Origin of the sequence: Streptomyces fungicidicus (genome assembly GCF_003665435.1) — a bacterium.
GTDB classification, from domain to species: domain Bacteria; phylum Actinomycetota; class Actinomycetes; order Streptomycetales; family Streptomycetaceae; genus Streptomyces; species Streptomyces fungicidicus.
In genome coordinates, this window is the sequence record NZ_CP023407.1 from 3,951,419 (window position 1) to 3,976,851 (window position 25,433).

Genomic DNA, 25,433 nt, shown 5'->3' on the forward strand with positions numbered 1-25,433 from the left:
AACAACGACCCCGATCCGCGAAGGCTGGATGAACGACGATGCATCGGTACAGGTCCCACACCTGCGGCGAGCTCCGCGCCTCTGACGTCGGCACCGACGTCCGGCTGAGTGGCTGGCTGCACAATCGGCGCGACCTGGGCGGCATCCTCTTCATCGATCTGCGCGATCACTACGGCATCACGCAGCTGGTCGCCCGCCCGGGCACCGAGGCGTACGAGGCGCTGGACAAGCTCTCCAAGGAGACCGTGGTCCGCGTCGACGGCAAGGTCGTCTCGCGCGGCACGGAGAACGTCAACGCCGAGCTGCCGACCGGTGAGGTCGAGGTCGAGGTCGGCGCGGTCGAGGTGCTGGGCGCCGCCGCCCCGCTTCCCTTCACCATCAACGCCGAGGACGGCGTCAACGAGGAGCGGCGCCTGGAGTACCGCTTCCTCGACCTGCGCCGCGAGCGCATGCACCGCAACATCCTGCTGCGCACGTCGGTCATCTCGGCGATGCGCCACAAGATGACGGCCATGGGCTTCAACGAGATGGCGACGCCGATCCTGAGCGCCACCTCCCCCGAGGGCGCCCGTGACTTCGTGGTCCCGTCGCGTCTGAACCCGGGCCGGTTCTACGCGCTGCCGCAGGCCCCGCAGCAGTTCAAGCAGCTGCTGATGATCTCCGGCTTCGACCGCTACTTCCAGATCGCGCCCTGCTTCCGCGACGAGGACGCCCGCGCGGACCGCTCGCCGGGCGAGTTCTACCAGCTCGACGTGGAGATGAGCTTCGTCGAGCAGGAGGACGTCTTCCAGCCGATCGAGAAGCTGATGACCGAGCTGTTCGAGGAGTTCGGCAACGGCCGTCATGTGACGTCGCCGTTCCCGCGCGTCCCGTTCCGCGAGGCGATGCTGAAGTACGGCTCCGACAAGCCGGACCTCCGTGCCCAGCTGGAGCTCGTCGACATCACCGACATCTTCGAGGGCTCGGAGTTCAAGGCCTTCGCCGGCAAGCACGTGCGCGCGCTGCCGGTGCCGGACGTCTCCGGCCAGCCCCGCAAGTTCTTCGACCAGCTCGGCGACTACGCGGTCTCCCAGGGCGCGAAGGGCCTGGCGTGGGTGCGCGTCGCCGAGGACGGCTCGCTGAGCGGCCCGATCGCGAAGTTCCTGACGGAGGCGAACGTCGCGGAGCTCACCAAGCGTCTCTCGCTGGCCCCCGGCCACGCGGTGTTCTTCGGCGCGGGCGACTTCGACGAGGTCTCGAAGATCATGGGCGCGGTGCGGGTCGAGGCCGCCAAGCGCGCCGGGCACTTCGAGGAGAACGTCTTCCGCTTCTGCTGGATCGTCGACTTCCCGATGTACGAGAAGGACGAGGAGACCGGCGCGATCGACTTCTCGCACAACCCCTTCTCGATGCCGCAGGGCGGCCTGGAGGCCCTGGAGACCCAGGACCCGTTGGACATCCTGGGCTGGCAGTACGACATCGTCTGCAACGGCGTCGAGCTGTCCTCGGGCGCGATCCGGAACCACGAGCCGGAGATCATGCTCAAGGCGTTCGAGATCGCGGGCTACGAGCGCGAGATGGTCGAGGAGAAGTTCGCGGGCATGCTCCGCGCGTTCCGCTTCGGCGCCCCGCCGCACGGTGGCATCGCGCCGGGTGTCGACCGCATCGTCATGCTGCTCGCCGACGAGCCCAACATCCGCGAGACCATCGCCTTCCCGCTCAACGGCAACGCCCAGGACCTGATGATGGGCGCGCCGACGGAGCTGGAGGAGGCCCGCCTGAGGGAACTCCACCTGACGGTCCGCAAGCCGCAGCCGAAGTAACCGGCACACGCTCCGCACAGCGAGGGCCCGGGACGGACACCGTCCCGGGCCCTCGCTGTGACGTGTCCGTCAGTTCTTGGCGCCGCTCGACAGTTTGCGGGTGCGGCGGCGCAGGGCCGGGCCCAGGCGGACCAGGAGGCGCTTGTCGATGCCGGTCACCCTGCGCTCGACAGTGCTCAGGGCCTTGCGGGTGGCGGCCAGTTCGCGGGCGAGGGTGTCGAGCTTCCGCTCGGTCTCGTCGGCACGCTTCTCGGCCGTGGCGAGCTGGGCGCGCAGCGCCTTGTTCTCCTGAGCCTGCTTGCGCGCCTGCTCACGGGTCCGCTGTCCGGCCGTCGTGATCTGCTCGCGCAGCCGGCTGAGGCGGTAGCGCATCTGCCCGTCGTCCGAGCCGTCCCAGACCGGCATGGACGCGGGCAGCTCCAGCTCGGCCATGCGGGCGTCGAAGGCGGCGCCGCCGTCGCCGTGCGTGTAGGTGTTCTGCAGACCGTTGCGGTCCAGGAAGGCCACGATCCGGTCGAACCGCTCGCCGTGGCCCTTGAGCATCGCGGAGAAGTCGGCGTCCTCGTACAGCGCGCGCGGGTCCGTCTCGGCGGGCAGGCCGGCGAGCTGCCGGTGGGGGATGTCGAAGTACCGGCACAGCTCCAGGGTGCGGGAGTCGTGCGTGAGGACGACGCTCGGGGTGCCGGCCAGCAGGGCGGCGACGTTGCCGTGGATGCGGGTGCCGTAGGCGAAGTCGTATCCGCGCAGTTCCTCGATCCAGGTCGCCGGGTCGAGCGGCATGCGCACCTTGTTCTCACGCAGCAGCGGGTGGCTGAGGTGGCGCGGGAAGGGGTCCTCCACGCCCGACTCGGGCGTGGTGTCGCCCCAGAGCAGCAGCTCGGCGTCGTCGGTGTGCTGCGCGTAGTACGTCAGGTGCGGGTAGCGCTCCCAGGCGTGCCGGGCGATGCCGGAGATGTCGCCGACGGGTATCGCGTCCGGGGAGAGGTTGACGGCGATGCGGGAGTCGGCCGTCAGGTCCGCGGCGCGGATGTCGGGGAAGGTCGCGCCGTACAGGAACATCGACGGGCAGCCGATGATGTCGACGTCCTGGAAGCCGAGGTCGTTCAGGTAACGGGCGGTGAGTTCACCGCGGACGCCGATGGAGGCGGAGCGCTCCAGGACGGCGGCGGCGAAGCGTTTGACGGATGCCTCCATCGGTCCGAGCCATTCGGTGTCGTAGTCGTCGGGGGCCTGGGCGCCGACGCCGAAGACCACCACCGGGATGGTGAGCTGCTCGATCAGGGTGGAGAGCCGGTCCAGAGAAGTGTGGAAACCGGGCCGGAAGGCGTTGGCGAGAGGAACGACGAAGACGTCGTACTGCTCGTTGATCTCGGCCGCGCGGCGCGCCGACGGGTCGGTGCGGATGCCGTTGGAGGTCACCTCGGTGTCCGGCAGCGACAGCATCTTGTGGGCGGAGTCGCTGAACAGCAGGTTGCCCGTGTTGGTGCCGATCAGGTCCTGCTGGAGGAATTCTGTCGGGGAGGCGACGTGGAACGGGCTCTTACCGGAACGGACAAGGATGTGCTTCACGTCATTCCCTCGGTGCACGGGCGGGCTCGGCCGCGCGTCGGCCCCTCGGGACCGCGACGCACACCCGTGCGGCGGACGAAAGTTCGATACGCACGCACGGGTGAAGAAACCTTATACGCCGGTAAATGAAGGGTGAAGCAGTGGTATGTGGCGGAGAGGCTTACCGCACTACGAACTGCGCCAGGATCGCCTGCACTTCGTAGATGTCGGCCCGCTGCTGGGTACGGGGTTCGTCGATCCGGTCACTGCTCGGCGAACAGGTCCTCCGCGCGCTCCACGGTGCCCGAGCGGTCGAGCCAGTCGTTGAGGCGGTCGAGGTCGGTGCAGCCGGCGATGCGCTGACGGACGTCGTCGGTCAGGGGAAGGCCGCGCACCTCCAGCACACGCAGAACCCCCTTGGCCTCGCCCCTGGCCTCTCCCTCGGCCTCCCCCTCGGCCTTCCCTTCGGCCATTCCTTCGGCTTTTCCTTCGAGGTACTTCTCCTCGAAGAGCGTTCGGTGCCCCGGGAAGTGGGTGACGACGTTCTGCATCAGCTGCCTCCAGTTCTTCCTGGTCGGAGTGGACTCCAGACCGACCTCCACCACCTCGAACCAGTACTTCGTGGTGTCCGGCTCCAAGGACACAAGTCCGCGCGCGACCGTCTCCAGTATGGCGGCCGCCCTCGGGTTTTGGCTGTGCACGATGGCCGACAGTGCCGCGAGGGCCGGCTGCTGTGCCACCACCGCCGCGCTGGTGATCTCCGGGACCGTCTGCGGGCCCAGGACGAACGGACGGGTGACCTGGCTCGTCCAGGGGCCCACGGTGCTTTCGAAGGGGCCTGTCGCCCAGGTCGCCGTGGAACGGTCGCGGCAGACCACGACCAGCAACACGGGCAGGTCGTACTTGGCGCGCAGATACGCGACGTAGTACGCCCAGTTCTTCGCCTTGTCAGGGTCCTTCTTCGTCTGGGCTTCCACGGCCAGGACGAAGTGCTCACCCATGTCGGGCTCGAACATGAGGACCGTGTCCGCTCGCCGCTCCACCGGACGGATCTCTGTCACGTCGGGGGAGAGCTCGTGGAAGTCCGTCTTCACGGGCGGCGGAAGGCCCAGTGCCTCGAAGACGGGGGTGAGGGCCTCCGGGTGCTCCTGGAAAAGCCGGTGGGAGGCCTCGTGTGTTGCGGTGACCATGGGTGCAAGCCTGTTGCACCCATGGTTTATGCGCGGGGCATATGAGTGACGATCACCCGATCGGGTCAGCGGGCCACGAACTGGGTGAGGATGGCCTGGACCTCGTAGATGTCGACGCCCTTGGTGAAGGTCTTCTGGATGGGGGCCTGGCTGCCGGAGAGCCAGATCTTCAGTTCGGCGTCGAGGTCGAAGGTGCCGGCGGTCTCCACGGCGAAGTGGGTGATGCTGCGGTACGGGATGGAGTGGTACTCGGTCTTCTTGCCGGTGATGCCCTGCTTGTCGACCATGATCAGGCGGCGGTCGGTGAACAGTATGGTGTCGCGGATCAGCAGGAACGCGGCGTGCACCTGCTCGCCCTGGCCGAGCAGACGGGCGTACTCCTGCTGTGCCTGGGCCGGGTCGACGGTGTGCGCGTTGCCGAACAGTGCCATGGGTGGGTCCCCCCGCGTGAGTGGTGCCGGCCGGACGGCCGACTTCACGCGATCTTCGCAAAAGAAGGAGCCCGGGAGAAGGTCTGCTTCTCTCCCGGACCCCCGCTGTAGCGAGCGCGTTACGAGGCCGGCTTCTCCGCGGGACGCGGTGGCAACGGCCTACTCGGCCGTGGGAGCCGTGACGGCACGGCGGTGCCAGTGCCGCAGAAGCTCCGGGTCATTACAGCCGGTGATGTGTTCCCGGGCATCCTCGGCGGCACGCCGAGCCTCGCCTTCCACCCGGCCTCCGGGCGTACGCGTCGTGCGTCCTACGCGGTCGGCTTCTCCTCGAGGCGGGGGAAGAGGACCGCGCCCTTGGTGACCGTCGAGCCGGCGGGCAGGACGCCCCAGGTGCCGGCCTCCTGGACCTTCTGGCCGGCGAGGGCGCCGAGGCCGGCCTCCGCGCCGAGGGAGTCCCAGAGCTTCTGGGAGGTCTCCGGCATGACCGGGTTGAGGAGGACCGCCACCGCGCGGAGGGACTCCGCCGCCGTGTAGAGGATGGTGGCCAGGCGGGCCTTGCCCTCGGGTGAGTCGTCCTTGGCGACCTTCCAGGGCTCCTGCTCGGTGATGTAGCCGTTGACCTGCTTCACGAAGTCGAAGACGGCCAGGATGCCGCCCTGGAAGTCCAGCTCCTCGCCGATCTTCCGGTCGGCCTCCGCGACCGCCTTGGCCAGGCCGTCGTGGATCGCCTTCTCCGCGTCGCCGTCGGCCGTCGCGGCAGGCAGCTCACCGCCGAAGTACTTGCCGACCATCGCGGCCACGCGGGACGCCAGGTTGCCGTAGTCGTTCGCCAGCTCGCTGGTGTAGCGGGCGGAGAAGTCCTCCCAGGAGAAGCTGCCGTCCTGGCCGAACGCGATCGCCCGCAGGAAGTACCAGCGGTACGCGTCCACGCCGAAGTGCGAGGTCAGGTCCTGCGGCTTGATGCCGGTCAGGTTGGACTTGCTCATCTTCTCGCCGCCGACCATCAGCCAGCCGTTGGCGGCGATCTTCCCGGGGAGCGGGAGGCCCTGCGCCATCAGCATGGCCGGCCAGATGATCGCGTGGAAGCGGAGGATGTCCTTGCCGACGAGGTGCACGTCGGCCGGGAACGTCGACTCGAACTTCTCCGGGCTCTCGTTGTAGCCGACCGCCGTGGCGTAGTTCAGCAGCGCGTCGACCCACACGTAGATGACGTGCTTGTCGTCCCACGGGACCGGGACGCCCCAGTCGAACGTCGAGCGGGAGATGGAGAGGTCCTGCAGGCCCTGGCGGACGAAGTTCACGACCTCGTTGCGCGCGGACTCGGGCTGGATGAAGCCCGGGTTGGCCTCGTAGTGGGCGAGCAGCTTCTCGCTGTACTCGCTCAGCTTGAAGAAGTAGTTCTCCTCGCTGAGGATCTCCACCGGCTTCTTGTGGATCGGGCAGAGCTTCTGGCCCGCGTACTCGCCCTCGCCGTCGAGCAGTTCGCCGGGGAGCTTGTACTCCTCGCAGCCCACGCAGTACGGGCCCTCGTAGCCGCCCTTGTAGATCTCGCCCTTGTCGTACAGGTCCTGCACGAACTCCTGGACGCGGTCGGTGTGCCGCTTCTGCGTGGTGCGGATGAAGTCGTCGTTCGCGATGCCGAGGTGCTCCCAGAGGGGCTTCCAGGACTCCGTGACGAGCTTGTCGGCCCAGGCCTGCGGGGTGACCCCGTTCGCCTCGGCCGTGCGCATGATCTTCTGACCGTGCTCGTCCGTGCCGGTGAGGTACCACACCTTCTCACCGCGCTGGCGGTGCCAGCGGGTGAGCACGTCGCCTGCGACGGTCGTATAGGCGTGGCCCAGGTGAGGAGCGTCGTTGACGTAGTAGATGGGGGTCGAGACGTAGTACGCCTTCGCCCCCTGCTTCTCGGATCCAGTGGCCGCCATGACCGAAATCCTACTGGCCCGGGGCAGGTCGGCTCACACGCGTTTCGGGGGGCGGACGGGAATCCCGTCCGCCCCCCGAGGAGGACATGAGGTGGTGCCGCGGTGCCTACGGGCGCCAGGACGCCAGTACGGCTTCGTACAGCTCCTTGTCGGTCAGCTCCAGCGGGCTCTCGCCGGCCAGGAAGTGCGCCGTGTTCGGGGCCTTGAGCTTGCGGAGGTAGTCGAATGCCTTGTTCTCCGGGTCGCCGAAGGCGACGAAGGAGAAGAAGACCGAGGGGTGGGACTTGGCGGCCTCGGTGAGGGCCTGTGTGGCGGGCGTTTTGGCGTCGGGGGCGCCGTCCGTCTGGAAGACCACCAGGGCGGGCGTGTCGGAGCCCGGACCCGCCGCGTCGTGGAGGGCGAGGACCTCCGCGACGGCCGCGTGGTAGCTGGTGCGGCCCATGCGGCCGAGGGAGGCGTGCAGGGTGTCGATCTTGTTCTCGTGGTCGGTGAGGGTGAGCTCGCCGGTGCCGTCCAGCTCGGTGGAGAAGAAGACCACCTTGACCGTGGCCTCGGGGTCGAGCTGCGCGGCGAGGGCCAGGGTCTGCTCGGCGAGGGCCTGGGCGGAGCCGTCCTTGTAGTACGGCCGCATGGACGCGGAGCGGTCGAGCACGAGGTAGACCTTGGCGCGGGTGCCGGTGAGGCGGTGCGCCTCGAGGGCGGCGCCGGCCGCGTCGTACGCGGTGGCGAGGGCGGGGGCGGTGGTGCGGACGTGGGTGGCGGGGGTGGCGGGGGCCTCGGCTTCGCCTTCGGCCCGGGTTTCGTTCCCACCCGCACCACCCGTGCCGGTCTCGTCGTCGGGTGCGGGTGGCCCCTGTGGGGCGTCCTCGCCGTCGGCGGCCGCGGCATCCGTGCCTGACGGCTCTACGTCAGCTGCCTCGGGCTCCGCCTCGGTGTCCTGGGCGGGCTCGGTGGCGGGCTCGGGGGCCTCGGGCTGCTCGTCGGCTGCCGTCTCCGGCTTGGCGTCGGCGTTGGCGACAGGCTCGGGGGCCGTCGGCTCGGCGTCTTGCGCGGCTTCGGTCTCGGGCTCGGTGGCCGGCTCGGGCTTCGCCTCGGTCGCGGGCTCCGCCGGGGTCGCCGCCTCGGCGTCAGCGGCGGTGGCCTCGGGCTCCGGCTCGACGGCGGGCTCCGGCTGGGCTTTGGCCTTGGGCTCGGTGGCGGGCTCCGGTGCTTCCGGCTTGGCGTCGGCACCGGTGTCCTCTGCGGCCTCGGCCTCGGTCTCGGTGGCCGGCTCGGGCTTCGCCTCGGTCGCGGGCTCCGTCGGCGTCGCCGCCTCGGCGTCAACGGCGGTGGCCTCGGGCTCCGGCTCGACGGCGGGCTCCGGCTGGGCTTCGGCCTTGGGCTCGGTGGCGGGCTCCGGCTGCTTCTCCGCCTTGGTCTCGGCGCTGCTGTCCTGTGTGGACTCGGCGTCAGCGGTGGGGGCCGCGGGCTTGGCTTCCGGCTCCGGGGTGGTGGGCTTGGGGACTGCGATGTTGTCGAAGGCCGCCGAGACCAGGTCGTGCTCCTCGCGCTGCTCCGGGACGGAGACCGTGAGGGACTGCGGGTCGGGCTCGGGGGACGGGGACGGAACCCGCGGGGCCGCGGGTGTCTCCGTGGCCGCCTTCGCGGCGGGCTCCGCGGCGGGTGACGCCGGAGGCGCGGTCGCCGTCTCGACGGCGTCCGCCGCACCCTCCGCTTCGGCGGACTTCGCTTTGCGTGACCGGCCGAACGCGTTCCGCAGGAGAGTGAGAATGCCCATGTGCGCAACCCTTCGCGTGAGTTGATGCCCGTCAATCCCTGGCCAGGACGGACACGTAAGGTTAGCGGCCCGCAAGGGCGATCTTGGGCAGGGTCGGGTTTGCGGAATCGTATATGTCAAGGGTGCGATTCGGCCCCGCCGCGAGATCCGGCACAACTTCCCTAATGCTGCCGCAGGTTCACTCCCCGTTCATCCGGGCGCCCGACCGCCGCACATATGTGCTCCTACGGTCGCGCTGACACCACGGGTACCCAAGGAGAGAAAACGTGCGAAAGCTGCTGCCGTTGATCGGAACGCCGTCCGGTTCCCACCCCGGCGGCCGGTCCGCCATGACCTGCCGTTTCCGGTGTGGTGACGCCTGCCTCCACGAGGTGCCCAACACCAGCTCCAACGAGTACGTGGGCGATGTCATCGCCGGCGCCCTCAGCCGCCGCTCGATGATGCGCGCCGCCGCCGTGGTGACCGTCGCCGCGGCCGGCGCCGGCGCGGTCGGCGTCGCCGCCGCCCCCGAGGCGCAGGCGGCCCCCGCGGCCGGCAAGGGCGGTCACGGCAACCACAAGCCCAAGGGCGCCCGGGGTCTGCGCTTCACGCCCGTCGCGCCGAACACCGCCGACGCCGTGACCGTGCCCGAGGGCTACCGGCAGAACGTCGTCATCCGCTGGGGCGAGCCCATCCTGCGCGGCGCCCCCGTCTTCGACCCGGAGAAGCAGAGCGCCAGGGCGCAGGCCGGCCAGTTCGGCTACAACTGCGACTTCCTCTCGCTGCTGCCCCTCAAGGGCGAGCGCGGCCGGCAGCTCCTCGTCGCCAACCACGAGTACACCGACGAGATCCTGATGTTCCGCGACTACGACGCCGACAACCCCACCCGTGAGCAGGTGGAGATCGCCTGGGCCGCGCACGGCCTGGCCGTGGTCGCCGTCGAGGAGGACAAGCGCACCGGCAAGCTGACGCCCGTCACCCGGCACCAGCTCAACCGGCGCCTCACCGCCACCTCCGAGTTCCGGCTCACCGGGCCCGTCGCCGGGTCCGACCTGGTGAAGACCTCCGCCGATCCGCGCGGCACCAAGGTGCTCGGCACCCTCAACAACTGCTCCGGCGGCACCACCCCGTGGGGCACGACGCTGCACGGCGAGGAGAACTTCAACCAGTACTTCGCCAACGGCAGCAGCGCGACCGACAAGCGCTACGGGATCGGCACCGGCGCCACCGAGCGCAAGTGGGAGCGGTTCGACAAGCGGTTCGACCTCGCCCAGGAGCCCAACGAGGCGCACCGCTTCGGCTACGTCGTCGAGCTCGACCCGTACGACCCCGACTCCGCGCCCCGCAAGCACACCGCGCTCGGCCGGTTCAAGCACGAGGCCGCGACCGTGCGGCTGACGCACGACGGCCGTCCGGTCGTCTACACCGGTGACGACGAGCGCTTCGACTACTTCTACAAGTTCGTCGGCAGCAAGAAGATGCGGCACGGCAACAGCCGCTCCGCCCGCGAGCACAACCTCTCCCTGCTCGACGAGGGCACGCTGTACGTCGCCAGGCTCACCGGTGACTCCCCCGCCATCGAGATCGACGGCACCGGCAAGCTGCCGAAGGACGGCGAGTTCGACGGCAGCGGCCAGTGGATCCCGCTGGCCACCGCCACCGCCGACGGCGCCGTCTCGCACGTCGAGGGCATGACCGCCGAGGAGGTGTTCGTCTTCACGCGCCTCGCCGGCGACAAGGTGGGCGCGACGAAGATGGACCGGCCCGAGGACATCGAGCCGAACCCGGTCACCGGCAAGGTGTACGTCGCCCTCACCAACAACTCCAACCGCGGCAAGACCGGTTACGCCGCCGCCGACGAGGCCAACCCGCGCAACGCCAACAAGCACGGTCACATCCTGGAGCTGACCGAGCGCCACAACCGGCCGGAGAGCACGTCGTTCGCCTGGTCGCTGTTCCTGGTCGCGGGCGACCCGGAGGACCCCGCGACGTACTTCGCCGGGTTCCCGAAGGACTCCGTCAGCCCGATCTCCTGCCCGGACAACGTCGCCTTCGACGACCACGGCAACCTGTGGATCTCCACCGACGGCAGCGCCCTCGGCTCGCACGACGGCCTCTTCGGCGTCGCCACGCGCGGTGACCGGCGCGGTGAGCTGAAGCAATTCCTGACCGTGCCGACGGGCGCGGAGACCTGCGGTCCGGTCATCCAGGACCGGCGCGTGCTGGTCGCCGTGCAGCACCCGGGCGAGGTGGACGGGGCGACGGTGGACCGGCCCGCCAGCACCTGGCCCGACGGGCCCGGCACCTACGTGCGCCCGGCCGTCGTCGCGGTGTGGCGCGCGGACGGACAGGACATCGGCGTCTGACACCGCGGGCGTCCGGGGGCGGGGGCGGGGAGGGCGGGGTCAGGGCCCGGGCACCAGGTCCTGATCAAGCCACTCCCGGTACGCCGGCGCCTGCAGCGCCACCTCCCGGTACGCCTCGGCGAGATCCGGATAGACGCCCTCCAGCTCCGACTCCGTACGCGCCGCCAGCAGCAGCCGTACGCCCAGCGGGTCGCCGTGCAGCCGGCGGACCGCCGTCTCGGGGCGGGAGGGCGACGTCGGCTGGCACACGGTGACGACCTCGCCGATCGCCACCAGCGACGCGGCGGTGTGGTAGTCGCCGTGCAGCACGCGCGGGCTGATTCCGGCGGCGTGCAGGAGCCGGCGCACGGCGTCCCACTCGCCGTCGACCGCCGGGTCAATCATCCAGCGGTCCCCGGCCAGGTCCGACAGGTGGACGACGGGACGCGCGGCGGCCGGATGGTCGGCGGGCAGGGACACGCACTGCGGTTCCCGTTCGACGAGGACCCGGGTGCGCAGGCCTTCGGGGACGCGCAGCGGGAAGCCCTCGACCTCGTGCACGAAGGCCACGTCGAGCTGGCCGTCGGCGACCATGCGCAGCAGGGCGTTGGCGGAGACGTCCATGTGCAGGGTGGGTTCCTGCCAGTGCCGGCGCAGTCGCCGCAGCCAGCCGGCCAGGGCGCGGCTGGCGGTGGAGCCGATGCGCAGCTGCCGGCCGCCCACGGCGGCGGCGCGGGCCTCGGTGACCAGGGAGCGCAGCTCGGTGACGAGCGGGCGGGCGCGGCTGAGCACCAGCCGGCCCAGCGGGGTGGGCCGGCAGCCGGTCCGCGCGCGCACGAACAGGGCGCCGCCCAGCTCCTGTTCGACACGCCGCAGCTGCGTGCTCAACGAGGGCTGGGACACGCCGAGGTGACGCGCGGCGCGGTGCAGGCTGCCGGTGTCGGCGATCGCGCACAGCGCCCTGAGGTGCCTGACCTCGAGCTCCATGCCCTGGGAGGGTAGGGCGGAAGTTCAGGTTTCACCAGACACACAAATCCCGTCCGTTCAGGCGGAGTCGGGCGCGCGGAGCATGGGTGGCCGGAGTCGGGCGATAGGGCGGTGTTATCACCTGTTGCCATCATCACAGCCGCCGCACGGGCGCGGAGACTCCTCGGTGACATGTGACTCAACCCCCACTTCGAGGAGTCATCGATGCGCATGCGCATGCCCATGTCCGTGCTCACCGCCGCCGGCCTGAGCCTCACGGCCCTCGGCCTCGGCGCCGCCCCGGCGACGGCGGCCCCCGCTCCCCTCGACGCCGGCTCGTCCGCCGCGCCGTACGCCGCGTACGACGGTTCGGAGGAAGCGGCCGCCAACCGGGCCTTCTTCGAGGCCGTGCTGAAGTCGGCGGCGGAGAAGCGGGCCGCGAACCCGACGAGCGCGGCCGCCGTCACCGTCGTCTACAACGCCTCCCGGGCGCCGTCCTTCGCCACGCAGATAGCCCGCAGCACGCAGATCTGGAACAGCTCGGTGTCCAACGTGAGACTCCAGGCCGGCACGTCGGGCGCGGACTTCTCGTACTACGAGGGGAACGACTCGCGCGGCTCGTACGCCTCGACGGACGGGCACGGGCGGGGGTACATCTTCCTCGACTACCGGCAGAACCAGATGTACGACTCGACGCGGGTGACCGCGCACGAGACGGGGCACGTGCTGGGGCTGCCGGACCACTACTCGGGGCCGTGCAGTGAGCTGATGTCCGGGGGTGGTCCGGGGACGTCCTGCACCAACGCGTACCCCAACTCCGCGGAGCGGTCGCGGGTGAACCAGTTGTGGGCGAACGGGTTCGCTGCGGCGTTGGACAAGGCGGAGAAGGCGCTGCAGAAGTCCTCGCGGTAGCGGTAGCGGGAGCCGTTGCCCGTGGCGGTGCTGGTGGCCGCGCGGGGTGGGGGCGGGGCGGGGGGTGTTGCGCAGCCCGGCGTTTGCGGGGTGCCGCTGCGCCCACCCGTGCCGCCCCAGCGGCACGACTGCCCGCAGCTACGGTGCGGCGTGGAGGGTCAGGTTGGTGAGGACGGCGCTGTGGTCGGTGTCGGGGAGGGGGAGGACGCGGGTCCGGTGGGCGGCGAAGTGCTCGGAGACCAGGACGTGGTCGATCTGGGCGCCGAGGGTCGGCAAGGTGCGGGACGGCCAGGTCGGGGTCCGGTCGGCGCCGGCGAGGCGGGCCGCGTCGCGCAGACCGGTGTCGAGGATGCGGCGGAAGGCCGCGTGGTCCTGGGTGGCGTTGAAGTCCCCGGCCAGCACGGTCGGGGTGTCCCGGTCCGCGGCGGCGGCGTCGCGCAGCCGGCCCAGCTCCCGCTGCCAGAGGCGCACCTGCTCGGGGAGCGGCGGCATGGGGTGGGCGAGCTGGAGCCGCACGGTGTGGCCGTCGACGTCGGCGACGGCGCCGGGCATGCCCATGGTGCCGGGGACGCCGGCGGTGCCCCGCAGCGGGAACCGGCTCAGGATGACGGAGCCCTCGGAGCCGCCGCCCGCCACCGACTGCCGGTACGGGTAGGCGTCGGTCAGCTCCCGCTTCAGCGTCGCGTCGCAGGTGTACTCGCACTCCTGGACGAACACCAGGTCCGGTTCCTCGCGGCGCACCACGTCGACGAGGGCGTCGGCGGCCCGCCCGAACTGCACGTTGGAGGTCAGCACCCGCAGCTCGGCGACGGGCGGCCCCACGGGGTCGCCGGCCTTCCCGTACGGCTCGATGAACCAGGCGAGCAGGCCGAGCAGGACCACTCCCCACACGGCGCCGGTCCACCAGCGGGCGAGCAGGGTGAACAGCAGTCCGGCCGCGGTGGGCACGAGCAGCCAGGGCAGGAAGGCGAGGAGCTGGGGCACGGGGGTGATGGCGTCGGTGTCGGCGGCGCGGCAGCCGACGACCACGCTCACCCCGGCGAACAGCAGCGCCGCACAGCCGGCGCCGAACCGCCGACGTCCCCCCGGCCGCCCGGCCCCGGCCCCGGTGACCGTGGGGTCGGCAGTCGCAGTGTCCAACGTCGCGGCCTTCCGTTCGCGGGCAGGGATGCCCGAATCCTCCCTCAAGGACGGCCGGCGACGACGAGTGGTTGCCGGATCAGGTACGGGCCCTGGGCGACGGGCGGGGTGGCAGCGGGGCGGGGACCGGGTCCGCGCGGCGGTCGGCGGCCCGGCCGGCCAGCCAGGAGACCAGGGCGACCGTGAGGCCGAGGGCGAGCAGGAGCCAGGACGCCGTGCGCAGGGTGGCGGTGAGGGCGTCGTAGACGGCGCCCGCCGCCGGGCGGTGGACGCGGTCGGGCAGGTCGGCCAGGGTGAGCCGGCGGCCGACGGCGACCGCGAGGGCCAGCAGGGCGCCGCCCAGGGCCGTGCCCAGTCCGGTGGCGGTGAGCGCGCGCCGGCGGCGGGCGGCGACGGCGATCCCGGCGACGGCGAGGACGACGGTCGCGAGGGGGAGCCAGAAGGCGGCGGCGTCCAGCACGTGGTATCCCTTCCTGAGTCCGGCCACCTCGCCGGCCGGCACCACCGGGACCTCGGTGTGGGTGACGGGGATGCGGTGGGCGAAGGGCATGTTGTCGGCGGCGAGCCGCTGTTTCACCTGCTCGGTGACGGGCGCGAGGTCGACGGTGACCGGTCCCCGGGCGGCGCCGTCGTCGCGCAGCGCGTGCAGGACCGCGCCGTGGACGGCCCTGTTGCCGGCGTCCCACGCGGTGCGGAACGCGTCGGTGCGGGTGAACGAGCGGACGGCGTCCCGTACGAACGGTCCCACGGTGGCGCGCGCCGTCTCCGTGTCCAGTTGTCGTACGACCTCGTCCCCGACGGCGTCGGCGACCGCGTCGCGTACGGCCGGGTCGGTGGCCAGCGGGGCCATGGTGCGGACGTAGCCGGCGGTGTCGGCGAGGCCGAAGGACGCCCAGGCGGCGAGGGCGCCGCAGGGGGCGAGCAGGCAGGCTACGGCGAGCAGTGCCGCCGAGAGGGCGTTGCGGAGGCGGGTGTCGCGGGGGGCCACCCCTTCAGAGAACGTGCGGGCGGCCGGGGGCGCGAGCGCTGGGTGTGCGTGCGGGTGTACGGGGTGGGCCGAACGGGTGCGGCGCCACGGCCCGCGGACGGCGGCGCCCGCGGGGTCAGCCTGGGCGCTGGTCCGTCGCCGGGCGCTGGTCCGTCGCCCTCTCGTGGGTGTAGAAGCGGTAGAACATCACCAGGGTCACGCCCGCCGCGACCCCCAGGCCGAGGGCCGTGGAGCGGTAGATGCTCCCGCCGGCCTGGCTGAAGAGGAAACCGACCGCGATGCCGCAGAAGGCGCCCCAGACCACCGCGTGTGCTTCGCGGCGCAGTTTCGGGGCCACGGCGAGGAGCGCCATCAGGACCACGGCGAACACCAGCGCGGTGAGGAAGCCGAAGAGGAGGTTCCAGCCGGTGATGGGCCCGGCGTCGCGCCGGTTGCCCGCGGCCCAGTAGCCGTACACCAGCCCGATCAGGACGGGTATCACGACCTTCGCCGCCCGGTGGGTCCGTGCGTCGAAGATGTCCGGGGTCGTCGTCCGGCCCGGTTCGATCGCGCCCCGGGACCGGGGTGCCGCGTGCGCCATGGGAGCACTCCTCTCTCCTCACCCCCGCCCCACCAGGGCACACCTCCCGGGGCCCGGCGGCAACTCGGCCGCGCGGGCCGGGCCCGGGGACCGGATGCGGGCGGCACCGCCCCGTGTTTCGCTGGGGCCGTGAGTCCGGGCAACGAGGGTCACGGCCGGCACGACCGGCGTCCGCGGGCCGGCCGGGGGGACGTCGTGCAGCGGCAGGAGATGCTGCGGGTGCGCGGGCGCAGCGTCGCCTGGATCCCCCCGCTGGTGCTGCTCGTCGGCATCGCGGTGACGGACTACAACACCACCGGCGAGTTCCGGGTCATCTCCTGGATCGTGCTGGTGCCGGGCATCGCCGCCGCGCTCTGCGGGGTGTGGGGCACGGCCGTGTACGCGGTGCTCGCGATGGTCTTCTACACCGCCGTGGACAACGCCTGGCCGCACCAGTTCCAGGCGGGGCTGCCGGACTTCATCCTGGTCGCCGCGGGTGGCGTCCTCTCCACGCTGGCCTGCCTGGTGCGGGTGCGCGGTGAGCGGCGCGCGCTGCACATGCGCGACGTCACCGACACCGTGCGGGCCACCGTGCTGCGCCCCCTGCCGCCGCGCTGGGGCGGCCTGGAGCACGCCGGGGTCTACCTCCCCGCGGACGCCGACGCCCGGGTCGGCGGCGACTTCTACGACATCCAGCCGGGCCCGCACGGCACCCGCGTCCTCGTCGGCGACGTCCAGGGGAAGGGGCTGGGCGCGGTGGAGACGTCGGCGGTGCTGCTCGGCGCCTTCCGCGAGGCCGGCTACCACGAGGCCGAGCTGACGGCCGTCGCCGACCGGCTGGAGGACCGGATGCTGCGGCACCGCGAGTACACGACGGCGCTCGGCCGGGGCGACGGCGACCGGTTCGCCACCGCCGTCCTGCTCGGCTTTCCCCCGGACCGGACCGACGTCGTGGACGCCGTGGTCTTCGGGCACGAACGCCCGCTGGCCGTCGGCCCCGACGGCGTACGGTCCCTGCGGGCGGCCGGCGGGCTCCCGATCGGCTGCCGCGACCTCGCGCCCGGCCCGCTGCCGGTGAGCCGGCTGCCGGTGGCCCCCGACGAGACGCTGCTGCTGGTCACCGACGGGGTGACCGAGGCCAGGGACGGTGAGGGGAACTTCTACCGGCTCGCCGACGAGCTGTGCCGGGCGGTGGCGGCGGACCCGGGGGTCGCCGCACCGGGCCTGCTGGTCGCCGCCGTGCGGGAAGGGACGCTGCGGCACAGCCGGGGGCACCTGGACGACGACACCACCGCCTTCGCGGTACGGCGGACCCGCGCGTCCGGGGGCGAAGGCCCCGAAGGCCCCGAAGGGGGACGTTCACCACGGTGACACCACCCCGCGCGGTCACAACGGTTACCGTGCTGCCGTAGATGATCGCCAGGGGAGGGGACCGACCATGCCCGGAACCGTGCTGCTGCTGGCGGCCTCGCCGCTGGGCCGGGGGCGGCTGGTGGACGCGGCGTCCGTGCTCCCGGTCCTCGCGGCGGTGCCGCCGGCCGTGCTGTCCGGCGCCGACACCGCGAACGTCGTCGAACTCGCCGACCCGCTGGAGCCGCAGGCCGTGCTGACCCGGCTGCGCGCGGCCGCCGCCGCCCCGGGGCCGCTGACGGTGTACGTCGCCGGGCAGCTCCAGCTCGACCGCCGGCAGCGGCTGCCCCATCTGGCGCTGGCCCGCACGACCGCGTCGACCGTGCGGTACACGGGGCTGCCGTGGCACTGGTTCCGGGAGGAGCTGCGGCTGCGTCCGGCGGGGGCGACGACGCTCTTCCTCGACCTGCACGCCGACCCGGAGGCCTGGCGGTCGCTGTGCGCGCCGGGCCCGGGGCCGTCCCCGCTCGACTGCGGGCGGGACAACGCGGTGTACGGCCGTGTCGCGCCGCCGCCGTCCCGCCGCGCGGTCGCATCCCCGTCGTACATGAAGGCGGTCGCGACGATTCTGCGCAGCGGGTGGCGTCCGCCGGACGAGGAGCTGAACCAGCAGGCGCTGACGAGGATCGCGCCGGAGAGCGCGGGCACCGGTCTGCCGCTGGCGCAGCGGGGGCCCGTGCCGGGGGATCCGCACGCGGCCGTCACCGCGGCGGTGCGCGCGGGCCGGCACGCGGACGCCGACGCGCTCGCGGCGCGGCTGGAGCAGGCGGCCGGCCTGGCACACGGGCCCGTCTCCGAGGAGGTGCTGCACTGGACGGAGGTCCGGGCGGACCTGGCGATGCTCGCCGGGGACGCGGCGCGCAGCTGCCGGGCGTGGATGACGGTCGCCGGCACCCGCCTGACCGCGGGGCAGCCGGGCGACGCGCCCGCCGTCGAGGCGGCCGTGGACCGGGCGCACCACCAGTGGGGCCGGATCACCGACCCGGCCAGGGCCCGCGAACTGGGCACCGCCCTGGCGGAGCTCCGCGCCCGGGTACCGGGCCGCCGCGAGGGCGCCCTGGACCACGTACGACGCCAGCTGGACCAACTGCAGACCCAGCCCTGACCACCACCCGCCCGAACTGGACGGACCGGCTGTTCAGGGCGTGCCGACGGGCCGGGCTGGCTGGGGTGAGCCGGCGAGTCGGGCGGGCCGAGGGGGGCGGCCGTGGCGGGCCGGTGGTCGAGGGGCCGGCGGCACGGGTTGCGCGCTACCGCACCGCCGCTTCCACCGGGGTCGTGGTCTGCCGGTCCGGTTCCGGGTCGGAGGCCCTGGCCGGGCCCGCGTTGGCCGCCAGGACCAGCGCGGCGACCGCCGCGAGGGCCGCGGCGATGCCCCGGGCGTACCGCCCGGTGGTGCGTGTGCGTTCCAGCACGGCGACCTCGCACTGTGGGTTAAGCCGGTTTAATCCGCGGTTTAACCTAGGGGCTGCGGGTCTCGAACGGCAAGGGGCACAGGGGGAGTTGACATGGGGGAGCGGGACGATCCGGGAACCATCGGGCGGCGCGTGCAGCAACTGCGCGTGGAGCGCGGGCTGACCCAGAAACAGCTGGCCGAGCCGGTGTACACCCCCGCGTACATCTCCACCCTGGAGGCGGGACGGGTGCGCCCCTCCGACGGCGCGCTGCGGCATCTCGCCGACCGTCTCGGAGTCGCGTTCGACGAGCTGGCCACCGGACGTTCCGCCCGGCTCGTCACCGAGCTGCGCCTGCGGCTGACCGAGGCGCAGCGCACCCTCGCCCTCGGTGAGGCGGACGTCGCCCTGGAGCGGTACGCCGCGCTGCTCGCCGAGGCGGAGACGCACGACCTGGCCGAGGAGCAGGCCGCCGCGCTGCTCGGGCTCGGGGAGTGCGCGCTGGAGACCGGCGAGCTGGCCGAGGGGCGCCAGTACTTCGAGCGGGCCGAGGCCCGGCTCGCCGACGCCCCGCTGCCCGCACGGGTGCCCGCGCTGCGCGGGCGGGCCGTCGCCCACTATCTGGCGGGGGAACTGCGCTACGCGGTCTACCTGCTGGAGTCCACGATCGACGAGCTGAACCGGGGCGGTCTGCACGACCCGGACGCGCTGCTGCTGCTGTACGCCAGCGCGATCGGCCCGTACATGGACATGGGCGCGCACGCGCGGGCCGCACAGGCGGCGGAGTTCGCGCTGGCGCTCGCGCCCCAGTCCGGCGACCCGGCGCTGGTGGCGCGCATGCACCGGTCGGTGGCCCGCACCCTGCTCGCCGAGGGCCGCCTCGCCGAGGCGGACGCCTCGCTGGCCAAGGCGGCGGAGCTGTACCGGGGGCTGCAGCTCCGCACCGAGCTGGCCAACTGCCACTGGATGCGCGGGTACGTGTACGCCCAGAACGGCGAACTGGAGTACGCCGAGAAGGAGCTGCGCGAGGCGCTGGACATGCTGTCGGCCCAGCGGGCGTCCCTCTACAGCAGCCAGGTGACCGTCGAGCTGGCCGACGTACTGCACCGGCGCGGCAGCTCCCGGGAGGCGGCGGCCCTGCTGGAGGACGTGCTCGGCGGGCTCTCCCCCGAGCGGGGCGCGGTGCACGCGGCGGCCGCGCACCGGCTGCTCGGCATCATCGCCGAGGACGCCCGCGACGTCGAGCGGGCCGAGGAGCACTACGTACGGGCGATGAGCCTGCTGGAGCGCGCGGGCGCCGCCGGTGACCTGGCCGACCTGTGCCGTCTCCTCGGCGACCTGCTCCGCCGCACCGGCCGCGTCGAGGCGGCCCTGGACGCCTACCGCACCGGCCTGGGCCACCGCACGGCCCCGGGCACGACCACCCTGGGCCCGGCGCCGGCGCAGCCGCCGCTCTGACCGTTTCGGGGCCGGCGAGCCGGGTAGTCGGCCCTCTCATTCCGGGGGACGGCAGCCTAAGGAGGCGGTGGGCGTGCGGCCCGGCGACGACCCCCGAGGCGAACCGGAGCGGGGCGGCGGTCCGCGCGGCGAGCGGGCGGCCGACGCGATCGCCGCCGGGCTGCGCGGGGCCGGTCCGGCCGACGTCCCGGGGCGGCTGTGCACCGTGGCCGTCCGGTTGCTGCCGGTGGACGGGGCGTCCGTGTCGCTGCGCGGCGACGGCCTGCCCGTACAGCTCGGCGCTTCCGGCGACCGCGCCGCCTACCTCGGCCAGCTCCAGGCCACCCTGGGGGAGGGCCCCTGCCGGCACGTCCTGCGCACCGGCGCGCCCGTCCTCGCCCGCGACCTGACCGCCGCCGCCTGCGCCGGCCGCTGGCCGGTCTTCGCCGAGCAGGCGCTCGGCGCCGGGGTGCGCGCCGTGTACGCGCTGCCCCTCGGCACCGGCGCCGTCTGCGTCGGCACCCTCGACCTCTACCGCGGCACCCCCGGCGGGCTCACCGACGGCCAGCTGGACGTGGCACGGCTCGTCGCCGGTGTCATGACGGTGGCGCTGATGGACCTGCCGCACGGCGACGAGCACGCCCTCCGGGACGGCGACGAGCCCTGGCTGAGCGGACTGGCCGCCGACCACGACCGGGTCCACCAGGCCGTCGGCATGATCATGGCGCAGCTGGGCATCGGCGCCGACGAGGCCCTGGCCCGCCTGCGCGGCGACGCCTTCGCGCACGGCCGCACGGCCCTGGAGGTCGCCCTGGACGTGATCTCCCGCCGCCGCCGTTTCGACACCCGCTGAGACGACCGCCCCCGGGCACGTCCGGACCGGGACCGGGCCGCCCGGCAGGGGGCACTTTCGCAACAGGCCCTAGACCCGCAGGCGTTCCTGGCGGCCGATCTCCGTCAGGCGGTCCGCGCCGAGCTGGGTCATCGCCTGGGTGACCTCGGGAAGCACCGTGCCGAGGCCGCCGTTGGTGAGGGTGATCGTCTCCTCCCCGACGCGGACCGCCGCGACCGTCACCGTGAGACGGGCCGGTGCGCCGCCGGACGCCTCCCCGGTCATCGTCAGCCGCAGTCCCGCCCGGGCGTCGCCGGCCTCCGGCAGCGGGAGCTCCGCCACCTCGACGAGCAGGCCGCCGGCCCCGGCGGCCGTCACCTCGAACCGCTCGCACTTCTCCGGCAGCGTGCCCATCCAGGACAGGACCCGGTCCACGTCGGCGGGCGGGTGCGCGGCGAGCTGGTACCGCAGCTGCGAGTCGGTGGAGGCGTCGTCGAGGGTGGCCGTGGCGCTCGGTCCGGACGGCGGGCCGAACAGCTCCTCCGTGTAGAGGGAGTCGAGCAGCCGGTGGCAGTCGGGGTTCTCCGTCCTCGCCTTGAGCATCCCGTCCCGCCAGGTCGCCGTGCCCCGGCCCGCCACCCACGGCTCGCCCAGGTCCGCCTCCGTGAGCAGCGCCGCCCGTAGCTGCTCCTCGTTCAGCGTCTGCGCGCCGGGCGAGGGCCGGGCGGCGGGGGACGCCGCGGCGGAGGGGGAGGCCGGCGGCTCCTCCGGCACGCCCGCGGGCAGCGCGCGCGGCACGTCCCGGTCCCCGGCCAGGCAGGACGCCGTGGTCAGCAGGGCCGTCACCGACAGCGCGGAGGCGAGCAGGACGCGGGCGGCGGCCGGGGCATGGGTCATCGAGGTGCCTCCTGGGGAGCCGGGCCGTCCAGGAGCGGACGTGCTCCTACGGCACCATCGGGCAGGCCGCTCCACCAGCGCGACGGGCCGTCCGGGTGAGCGACGGGCCCCGGGCGCCGAACCGTCCCGCGCCCCTCCCCGGCCGGGCACGATGGGGCGAACGTGCCATACGCCACACCCGCTGGGAATGGCTCCACGTTCCCGGTCTGTTCGCTTTTACGGTGTTGTGGACAGTTTCTCTGACGGCACCCGCACGCACCCAGAGGAGACCGCGTGACCGACCGCACCACGCCCGAGACCAGGCCGCCGCACCCCGCCCCCGACGCCACGCCCGACCTCTCCTCCAGGGATCCCGACTGGTGGCGGCAGGCGGTCGTCTACCAGGTCTACCCCCGCAGCTTCGCCGACGCCGACGGCGACGGGCTCGGTGACCTGCGGGGCATCACCCGTCGCCTCACGCACCTCGCCACGCTGGGCGTCGACGCCCTGTGGATGAGCCCCTTCTACCCCTCCGAGCTCGCCGACGGCGGCTACGACGTCGCCGACCCGCGCGACGTCGACCCGCGTCTGGGCACCCTCGACGACTTCGACGCGCTCGTCGCCGAGGCCCACCGGCTCGGCCTGAAGGTGATCGTCGACATCGTCCCCAACCACACCTCCCACCAGCACGTCTGGTTCCAGGAGGCGCTGCGCGCGGGCCCGGGCTCGCCTGCCCGCGACCGGTACGTCTTCCGGGACGGCCGGGGGGCCCGGGGGGAGCTGCCGCCCACCGACTGGCAGTCCGTGTTCGGCGGCAGCGCCTGGCAGCGGGTGCCCGACGGGCAGTGGTACCTGCATCTGTTCGCCGCCGAACAGCCCGACCTCAACTGGGGGCACCCGGACGTCCGCGCCGACGTCCGCACCACCCTGCGCTTCTGGTCCGACCGGGGGGTGGACGGCTTCCGCGTGGACGTCGCGCACGCCCTCGCCAAGGACCTCGACGAGCCGCTGCGGGACCTCGGCGCCCCCGAGCTGAGCCGCGAGGGCGCCCTCGCCGACTTCCCGCCCGGCACCCACCCCTTCTACGACCGGGACGAGGTGCACGAGATCTACCGCGACTGGCGCAAGATCCTCGACGCCTACTCCCCGCCCCGGATGGCCGTCGCCGAGGCGTGGGTCCCCGGTGAGCGGCGCGCCCTGTACGCCCGCCCGGACGAACTGGGCCAGGCCTTCAACTTCGAGTACCTGCAGGCCGCGTGGGACGCCGCGGAGCTGCGCCAGGTCATCACCGGCTCGCTGGAGACCGCGCACGCCGCCGGCGCCTCGGCGACCTGGGTGCTCTCCAACCACGACGTGGTCCGGCACGCCTCCCGCCTGGTGCTGCCGCCGGGCACGGACGACAACGCCTGGCTGCTGTCCGGCGGCCACGCCCCCGCCGTCGACCCGGACGCCGGTCTGCGCCGGGCCCGCGCCGCCACCCTGCTGATGCTGGCGCTGCCCGGCTCGGCCTACGTCTACCAGGGCGAGGAACTCGGCCTGCCGGAGGTCGCCGACCTGCCCACCGAGGTCCTCCAGGACCCGATCTGGGAGCAGACCGGGCACGTCCGCAAGGGCCGCGACGGCTGCCGGGTGCCGCTGCCGTGGACGACGACCGGGCCGTCGTACGGCTTCGGCGCGGGCGGCGCCTGGCTGCCGCAGCCGCCCTCCTTCGCCGCGTACGCCGTCGAGGCGCAGGACGGCGCCGAGGGCTCGACCCTGGAGCTGTACCGCACGGCCCTGCGGCTGCGCCGCAAGCTGCTCGACGGGGAGACGCTGACCTGGGCGGAGGAGACCCCGGCCGGGGTGCTCCAGTTCGACCGCGGCGACGGCTGGCGCTGTGTGGCCAACCTGTCCGGCCGGCCGGTCTCCCTCCCCGCGGGCGAGGTGCTGCTGACCAGCGCGCCCCTGGAGGACGGCAGGCTCGGCCCGGACACCACGGTGTGGCTCGGCCGCTGAGCCGCGCACCGTTCCCCGCCCCGGCAGCCGGGGCGGGGAACGGTCAGGGCAGGCCGGTGGCCGGCCGGTCCGCCGGGGGTTCCCGCGGGGGCTGCTGGTGGCCGCCGGCCTCCAGCAGCGGCGCCCGGTGGCGTTCGGGGCGGTGCAGTCCCTCCTCGGGGACCCGGCTGCGGGGCGCGCCGGCGACACCCGGCAGCGGTATCGGGCGGCGGGCGACCAGGTGCCCGACCCAGTGGCGTCCGCAGCGCGCGCAGGACGGGGCGCCGTCGGGGGTGTACGGGGACGGGACGGCCGTGTTGTCCCGGTAGAAGTACTCCCACTCCTCGCCGCGGCCGTCCATGTTGCGCTGGACGTCGTAGTCCACGCTCCAGTGGTTCCAGCAGTTGCCGCAGGTGAACTCGACCCGTTCGACGGCAAGCTCGGTGATCACGCCGGAACACCTCCCGTGGCCGGTCCGCTGCCCGTCGTTCCACTCTGCCCCCGGACGCCGTCACGCCGCCAGAGCCTGCTCCGGCCCTTCCACCCGTACGGCCGTCCAGCACGGGCGACCTGCGGCGACGCCCGGACAGAATCGGTCGTGGGGGTGTCCGTGACGGTCGTACAGGGAGCCCGCCGACGATGAACAGGTCCAGCAAGACAGCGGCCGCCGTGCTGACGGCGGCCGGGTTCCTGGCGGGCGCGTGGCCGCCCGGCGCGGCGTCCGCCGCAGGCGGCGACGGCGGGTCCGCCGCGCGCGACCGGGTGCTGTGGGGCGCCGTGACCATCCCGCCCGGCAGGGACGGCGTCATCGAGGCCGCGGGCTTCACGGAGACCGCCGCGCTCGGCGCCGGCTCCACGCTGACCCTGGCCGCGCCCGCCGGGACCCGCGTGACGGGCGTCCCCACGGACACCCCGGGCTACCGGGGCGCGCTGGCCGCCGACGGCCGCAGCGCCGTCTACACCGCGACGTCGGCGGCCACCGCGCCCTGGCGGACCGGAGGTTTCCGCTTCGTGCTGGCGGTGTCCGCCGACGCGGTGCCCGGCACCCGGCTGAGCGGCTGCGCCCTGCGGCTCGCCGACGCGGAGGGCGCCGCCCGGGCGACCGGCGGCTGCCAGGTGACCGTCGGGCTGACGGGCCCGGTCCTGACCCGTCCGGAGTCCGGGGTGCCGCTGGACGCGCGGCCGGCGGTCGCCGGTTCGGCCCATCCCGGCGCGCAGGTCACCGTCACCGACAAGGACGGCCACGAGGTGTGCGCCGACACCGCGGCGTCCGACGGCCGCTGGAGCTGCACCCCCGGGGCCGCCCTTCCGGACGGCCCCAACCGGCTGCAGGCCACCGCCACCCTGAACGGCGTGAGCGCGGCGAGCGAGCAGATCCAGATCACCGTGGGGGACGTCGTCCCGGCCCGGTGACGAGGGTCCGCGCGCCCGCGGCGCCCGGTCGCGGTCAGACGTGGCCCGGTCCTCCGCTGCCGAAGGCGCCGCTGGACCCCGGCAGCCAGCGCCTGCGGCTCTGGTCCTTGCCGGTCCTGGTGGCGGCGTGGTGGAGTTCGTACGGCATCATCCGCGAGCCGCTCTTCGACATGTCCGGCATCTCGTCCGGCTCCCGGATCTCCCGCATCTCGCGGACCGCGCCGCCGGCCGGGAGATGCGGCTGTTCCTCGGCCTTCGGCCGGGGTTCCTCCTGGTCCATGTACCGCATACCGATGCGTACCGCCCAGACCAGCGCGCCGGCCACGATCATCCCGCCGATGAAGGCCAGGAACACTGCCCACTTCTGCGGGTCCGCGGCCAGTACCACGTTCGTTGCCGTGTTCATGTTTCCGAGTATGGACGAAGAAATGAGATAAAGCGCACCGTAATGTCCGATTGACTTTCCCCCGGAAGGCCCTCCTCCGTCACGCTCGCGGCCGTCCCGGCGGGCGGCCGGGCCCGCGCCGTGGCAGAT

General features: G+C 73.2%; 22 protein-coding genes. 9 read left to right on the top strand and 13 right to left on the bottom strand.

Annotated elements, in window-relative coordinates; genetic code table 11:
• The first annotated feature begins 38 nt into the window (after positions 1-38).
• On the top strand, positions 39-1,802 hold the full coding sequence (gene aspS / locus CNQ36_RS18010) for an aspartate--tRNA ligase (RefSeq protein ID WP_121546754.1): 1,764 nt from the start codon (positions 39-41) through the stop codon (positions 1,800-1,802).
• A gap of 69 nt (positions 1,803-1,871) precedes the next feature.
• Here the strand turns inward: aspS and CNQ36_RS18015 are convergent, their stop codons facing one another.
• The 5 genes from CNQ36_RS18015 to CNQ36_RS18035 form a co-directional block, all read right to left on the bottom strand.
• Positions 1,872-3,371 (bottom strand): polysaccharide pyruvyl transferase family protein, encoded by a 1,500-nt coding sequence (locus tag CNQ36_RS18015; RefSeq protein ID WP_121546755.1) that lies wholly within the window; start codon positions 3,369-3,371, stop codon positions 1,872-1,874.
• A gap of 242 nt (positions 3,372-3,613) precedes the next feature.
• Positions 3,614-4,540 carry a hypothetical protein gene (locus tag CNQ36_RS18020; protein ID WP_121546756.1) on the bottom strand — a complete coding sequence of 309 codons (927 nt, stop codon included), beginning with the start codon at positions 4,538-4,540 and terminating at the stop codon, positions 3,614-3,616.
• A 65-nt stretch (positions 4,541-4,605) separates the two neighbouring features.
• Positions 4,606-4,971 carry a PH domain-containing protein gene (locus tag CNQ36_RS18025; RefSeq protein WP_004928921.1) on the bottom strand — a complete coding sequence of 122 codons (366 nt, stop codon included), beginning with the start codon at positions 4,969-4,971 and terminating at the stop codon, positions 4,606-4,608.
• Between the two features lie 308 nt (positions 4,972-5,279).
• Complete coding sequence (gene metG / locus CNQ36_RS18030; RefSeq protein WP_121546757.1) at positions 5,280-6,896, bottom strand: methionine--tRNA ligase; 1,617 nt, start codon at positions 6,894-6,896, stop codon at positions 5,280-5,282.
• Positions 6,897-7,002: 106 nt separating this feature from the next.
• Positions 7,003-8,673, bottom strand: a complete 1,671-nt coding sequence (locus CNQ36_RS18035; RefSeq protein WP_121546758.1) for a VWA domain-containing protein — start codon at positions 8,671-8,673, stop codon at positions 7,003-7,005.
• 266 nt (positions 8,674-8,939) lie between these two features.
• On the opposite strand from CNQ36_RS18035, the gene CNQ36_RS18040 reads away from it, so the two are divergent.
• Positions 8,940-11,018, top strand: coding sequence for a PhoX family protein (locus CNQ36_RS18040; RefSeq protein ID WP_121546759.1), 2,079 nt, complete (start codon positions 8,940-8,942; stop codon positions 11,016-11,018).
• 39 nt (positions 11,019-11,057) lie between these two features.
• Here the strand turns inward: CNQ36_RS18040 and CNQ36_RS18045 are convergent, their stop codons facing one another.
• On the bottom strand, positions 11,058-11,984 hold the full coding sequence (locus CNQ36_RS18045; protein WP_121546760.1) for a LysR family transcriptional regulator: 927 nt from the start codon (positions 11,982-11,984) through the stop codon (positions 11,058-11,060).
• A gap of 204 nt (positions 11,985-12,188) precedes the next feature.
• Here CNQ36_RS18045 and snpA point away from each other — a divergent pair, with 204 nt between their 5' ends.
• Positions 12,189-12,875, top strand: a complete 687-nt coding sequence (snpA, locus tag CNQ36_RS18050) for a snapalysin (protein WP_121546761.1) — start codon at positions 12,189-12,191, stop codon at positions 12,873-12,875.
• A gap of 138 nt (positions 12,876-13,013) precedes the next feature.
• On the opposite strand, the gene CNQ36_RS18055 is transcribed toward snpA, so the two are convergent.
• From CNQ36_RS18055 to CNQ36_RS18065, 3 genes are all read right to left on the bottom strand, one after another.
• Positions 13,014-14,015, bottom strand: coding sequence for an endonuclease/exonuclease/phosphatase family protein (locus tag CNQ36_RS18055; protein ID WP_121546762.1), 1,002 nt, complete (start codon positions 14,013-14,015; stop codon positions 13,014-13,016).
• Positions 14,016-14,094: 79 nt separating this feature from the next.
• On the bottom strand, positions 14,095-15,003 hold the full coding sequence (locus CNQ36_RS18060) for a hypothetical protein (protein ID WP_121546763.1): 909 nt from the start codon (positions 15,001-15,003) through the stop codon (positions 14,095-14,097).
• 115 nt (positions 15,004-15,118) lie between these two features.
• Positions 15,119-15,583 (bottom strand): hypothetical protein, encoded by a 465-nt coding sequence (locus tag CNQ36_RS18065; protein WP_121546764.1) that lies wholly within the window; start codon positions 15,581-15,583, stop codon positions 15,119-15,121.
• 210 nt (positions 15,584-15,793) lie between these two features.
• Between CNQ36_RS18065 and CNQ36_RS18070 the strand changes: the two genes are divergently transcribed.
• Both CNQ36_RS18070 and CNQ36_RS18075 read left to right on the top strand, forming a co-directional pair.
• A complete protein-coding gene (locus CNQ36_RS18070; RefSeq protein WP_121548501.1) occupies positions 15,794-16,933 on the top strand; it encodes a PP2C family protein-serine/threonine phosphatase in 1,140 nt (379 codons plus the stop codon).
• A 67-nt stretch (positions 16,934-17,000) separates the two neighbouring features.
• Complete coding sequence (locus tag CNQ36_RS18075; protein ID WP_121546765.1) at positions 17,001-18,077, top strand: hypothetical protein; 1,077 nt, start codon at positions 17,001-17,003, stop codon at positions 18,075-18,077.
• Positions 18,078-18,222: 145 nt separating this feature from the next.
• Here the strand turns inward: CNQ36_RS18075 and CNQ36_RS34730 are convergent, their stop codons facing one another.
• Positions 18,223-18,387 carry a hypothetical protein gene (locus CNQ36_RS34730; protein ID WP_163013287.1) on the bottom strand — a complete coding sequence of 55 codons (165 nt, stop codon included), beginning with the start codon at positions 18,385-18,387 and terminating at the stop codon, positions 18,223-18,225.
• 93 nt (positions 18,388-18,480) lie between these two features.
• Here CNQ36_RS34730 and CNQ36_RS18080 point away from each other — a divergent pair, with 93 nt between their 5' ends.
• Positions 18,481-19,824, top strand: coding sequence for a helix-turn-helix domain-containing protein (locus CNQ36_RS18080; protein WP_121546766.1), 1,344 nt, complete (start codon positions 18,481-18,483; stop codon positions 19,822-19,824).
• Positions 19,825-19,891: 67 nt separating this feature from the next.
• Positions 19,892-20,656: a GAF and ANTAR domain-containing protein gene (locus tag CNQ36_RS18085; RefSeq protein WP_121546767.1), complete on the top strand. Its 765-nt coding sequence runs from the start codon at positions 19,892-19,894 to the stop codon at positions 20,654-20,656.
• Positions 20,657-20,725: 69 nt separating this feature from the next.
• On the opposite strand, the gene CNQ36_RS18090 is transcribed toward CNQ36_RS18085, so the two are convergent.
• Positions 20,726-21,532, bottom strand: coding sequence for a hypothetical protein (locus CNQ36_RS18090; RefSeq protein ID WP_121546768.1), 807 nt, complete (start codon positions 21,530-21,532; stop codon positions 20,726-20,728).
• A 273-nt stretch (positions 21,533-21,805) separates the two neighbouring features.
• On the opposite strand from CNQ36_RS18090, the gene CNQ36_RS18095 reads away from it, so the two are divergent.
• Positions 21,806-23,506 carry a glycoside hydrolase family 13 protein gene (locus CNQ36_RS18095; protein ID WP_121546769.1) on the top strand — a complete coding sequence of 567 codons (1,701 nt, stop codon included), beginning with the start codon at positions 21,806-21,808 and terminating at the stop codon, positions 23,504-23,506.
• A gap of 43 nt (positions 23,507-23,549) precedes the next feature.
• Here CNQ36_RS18095 and CNQ36_RS18100 read toward each other — a convergent pair whose 3' ends face one another.
• Positions 23,550-23,936, bottom strand: a complete 387-nt coding sequence (locus tag CNQ36_RS18100) for a hypothetical protein (RefSeq protein ID WP_121546770.1) — start codon at positions 23,934-23,936, stop codon at positions 23,550-23,552.
• Positions 23,937-24,124: 188 nt separating this feature from the next.
• On the opposite strand from CNQ36_RS18100, the gene CNQ36_RS18105 reads away from it, so the two are divergent.
• Positions 24,125-24,898: an Ig-like domain-containing protein gene (locus tag CNQ36_RS18105; RefSeq protein WP_121546771.1), complete on the top strand. Its 774-nt coding sequence runs from the start codon at positions 24,125-24,127 to the stop codon at positions 24,896-24,898.
• Between the two features lie 34 nt (positions 24,899-24,932).
• Here the strand turns inward: CNQ36_RS18105 and CNQ36_RS18110 are convergent, their stop codons facing one another.
• A complete protein-coding gene (locus CNQ36_RS18110) occupies positions 24,933-25,304 on the bottom strand; it encodes a DUF6479 family protein (protein WP_121546772.1) in 372 nt (123 codons plus the stop codon).
• Positions 25,305-25,433 lie beyond the last annotated feature (129 nt).

Coding starts and splice junctions, on each gene's coding strand:
- aspS (WP_121546754.1), top strand. CDS start 39: ATGCATCGGTACAGGTCCCACACCTGCGGCGAGCTCCGCGCCTCTGAC.
- CNQ36_RS18020 (WP_121546756.1), bottom strand. CDS start 4,540: ATGGTCACCGCAACACACGAGGCCTCCCACCGGCTTTTCCAGGAGCAC.
- CNQ36_RS18025 (WP_004928921.1), bottom strand. CDS start 4,971: ATGGCACTGTTCGGCAACGCGCACACCGTCGACCCGGCCCAGGCACAG.
- metG (WP_121546757.1), bottom strand. CDS start 6,896: ATGGCGGCCACTGGATCCGAGAAGCAGGGGGCGAAGGCGTACTACGTC.
- CNQ36_RS18035 (WP_121546758.1), bottom strand. CDS start 8,673: ATGGGCATTCTCACTCTCCTGCGGAACGCGTTCGGCCGGTCACGCAAA.
- CNQ36_RS18045 (WP_121546760.1), bottom strand. CDS start 11,984: ATGGAGCTCGAGGTCAGGCACCTCAGGGCGCTGTGCGCGATCGCCGAC.
- snpA (WP_121546761.1), top strand. CDS start 12,189: ATGCGCATGCGCATGCCCATGTCCGTGCTCACCGCCGCCGGCCTGAGC.
- CNQ36_RS18065 (WP_121546764.1), bottom strand. CDS start 15,583: ATGGCGCACGCGGCACCCCGGTCCCGGGGCGCGATCGAACCGGGCCGG.
- CNQ36_RS18070 (WP_121548501.1), top strand. CDS start 15,794: ATGCTGCGGGTGCGCGGGCGCAGCGTCGCCTGGATCCCCCCGCTGGTG.
- CNQ36_RS18075 (WP_121546765.1), top strand. CDS start 17,001: ATGCCCGGAACCGTGCTGCTGCTGGCGGCCTCGCCGCTGGGCCGGGGG.
- CNQ36_RS18080 (WP_121546766.1), top strand. CDS start 18,481: ATGGGGGAGCGGGACGATCCGGGAACCATCGGGCGGCGCGTGCAGCAA.
- CNQ36_RS18090 (WP_121546768.1), bottom strand. CDS start 21,532: ATGACCCATGCCCCGGCCGCCGCCCGCGTCCTGCTCGCCTCCGCGCTG.
- CNQ36_RS18105 (WP_121546771.1), top strand. CDS start 24,125: ATGAACAGGTCCAGCAAGACAGCGGCCGCCGTGCTGACGGCGGCCGGG.
- CNQ36_RS18110 (WP_121546772.1), bottom strand. CDS start 25,304: ATGAACACGGCAACGAACGTGGTACTGGCCGCGGACCCGCAGAAGTGG.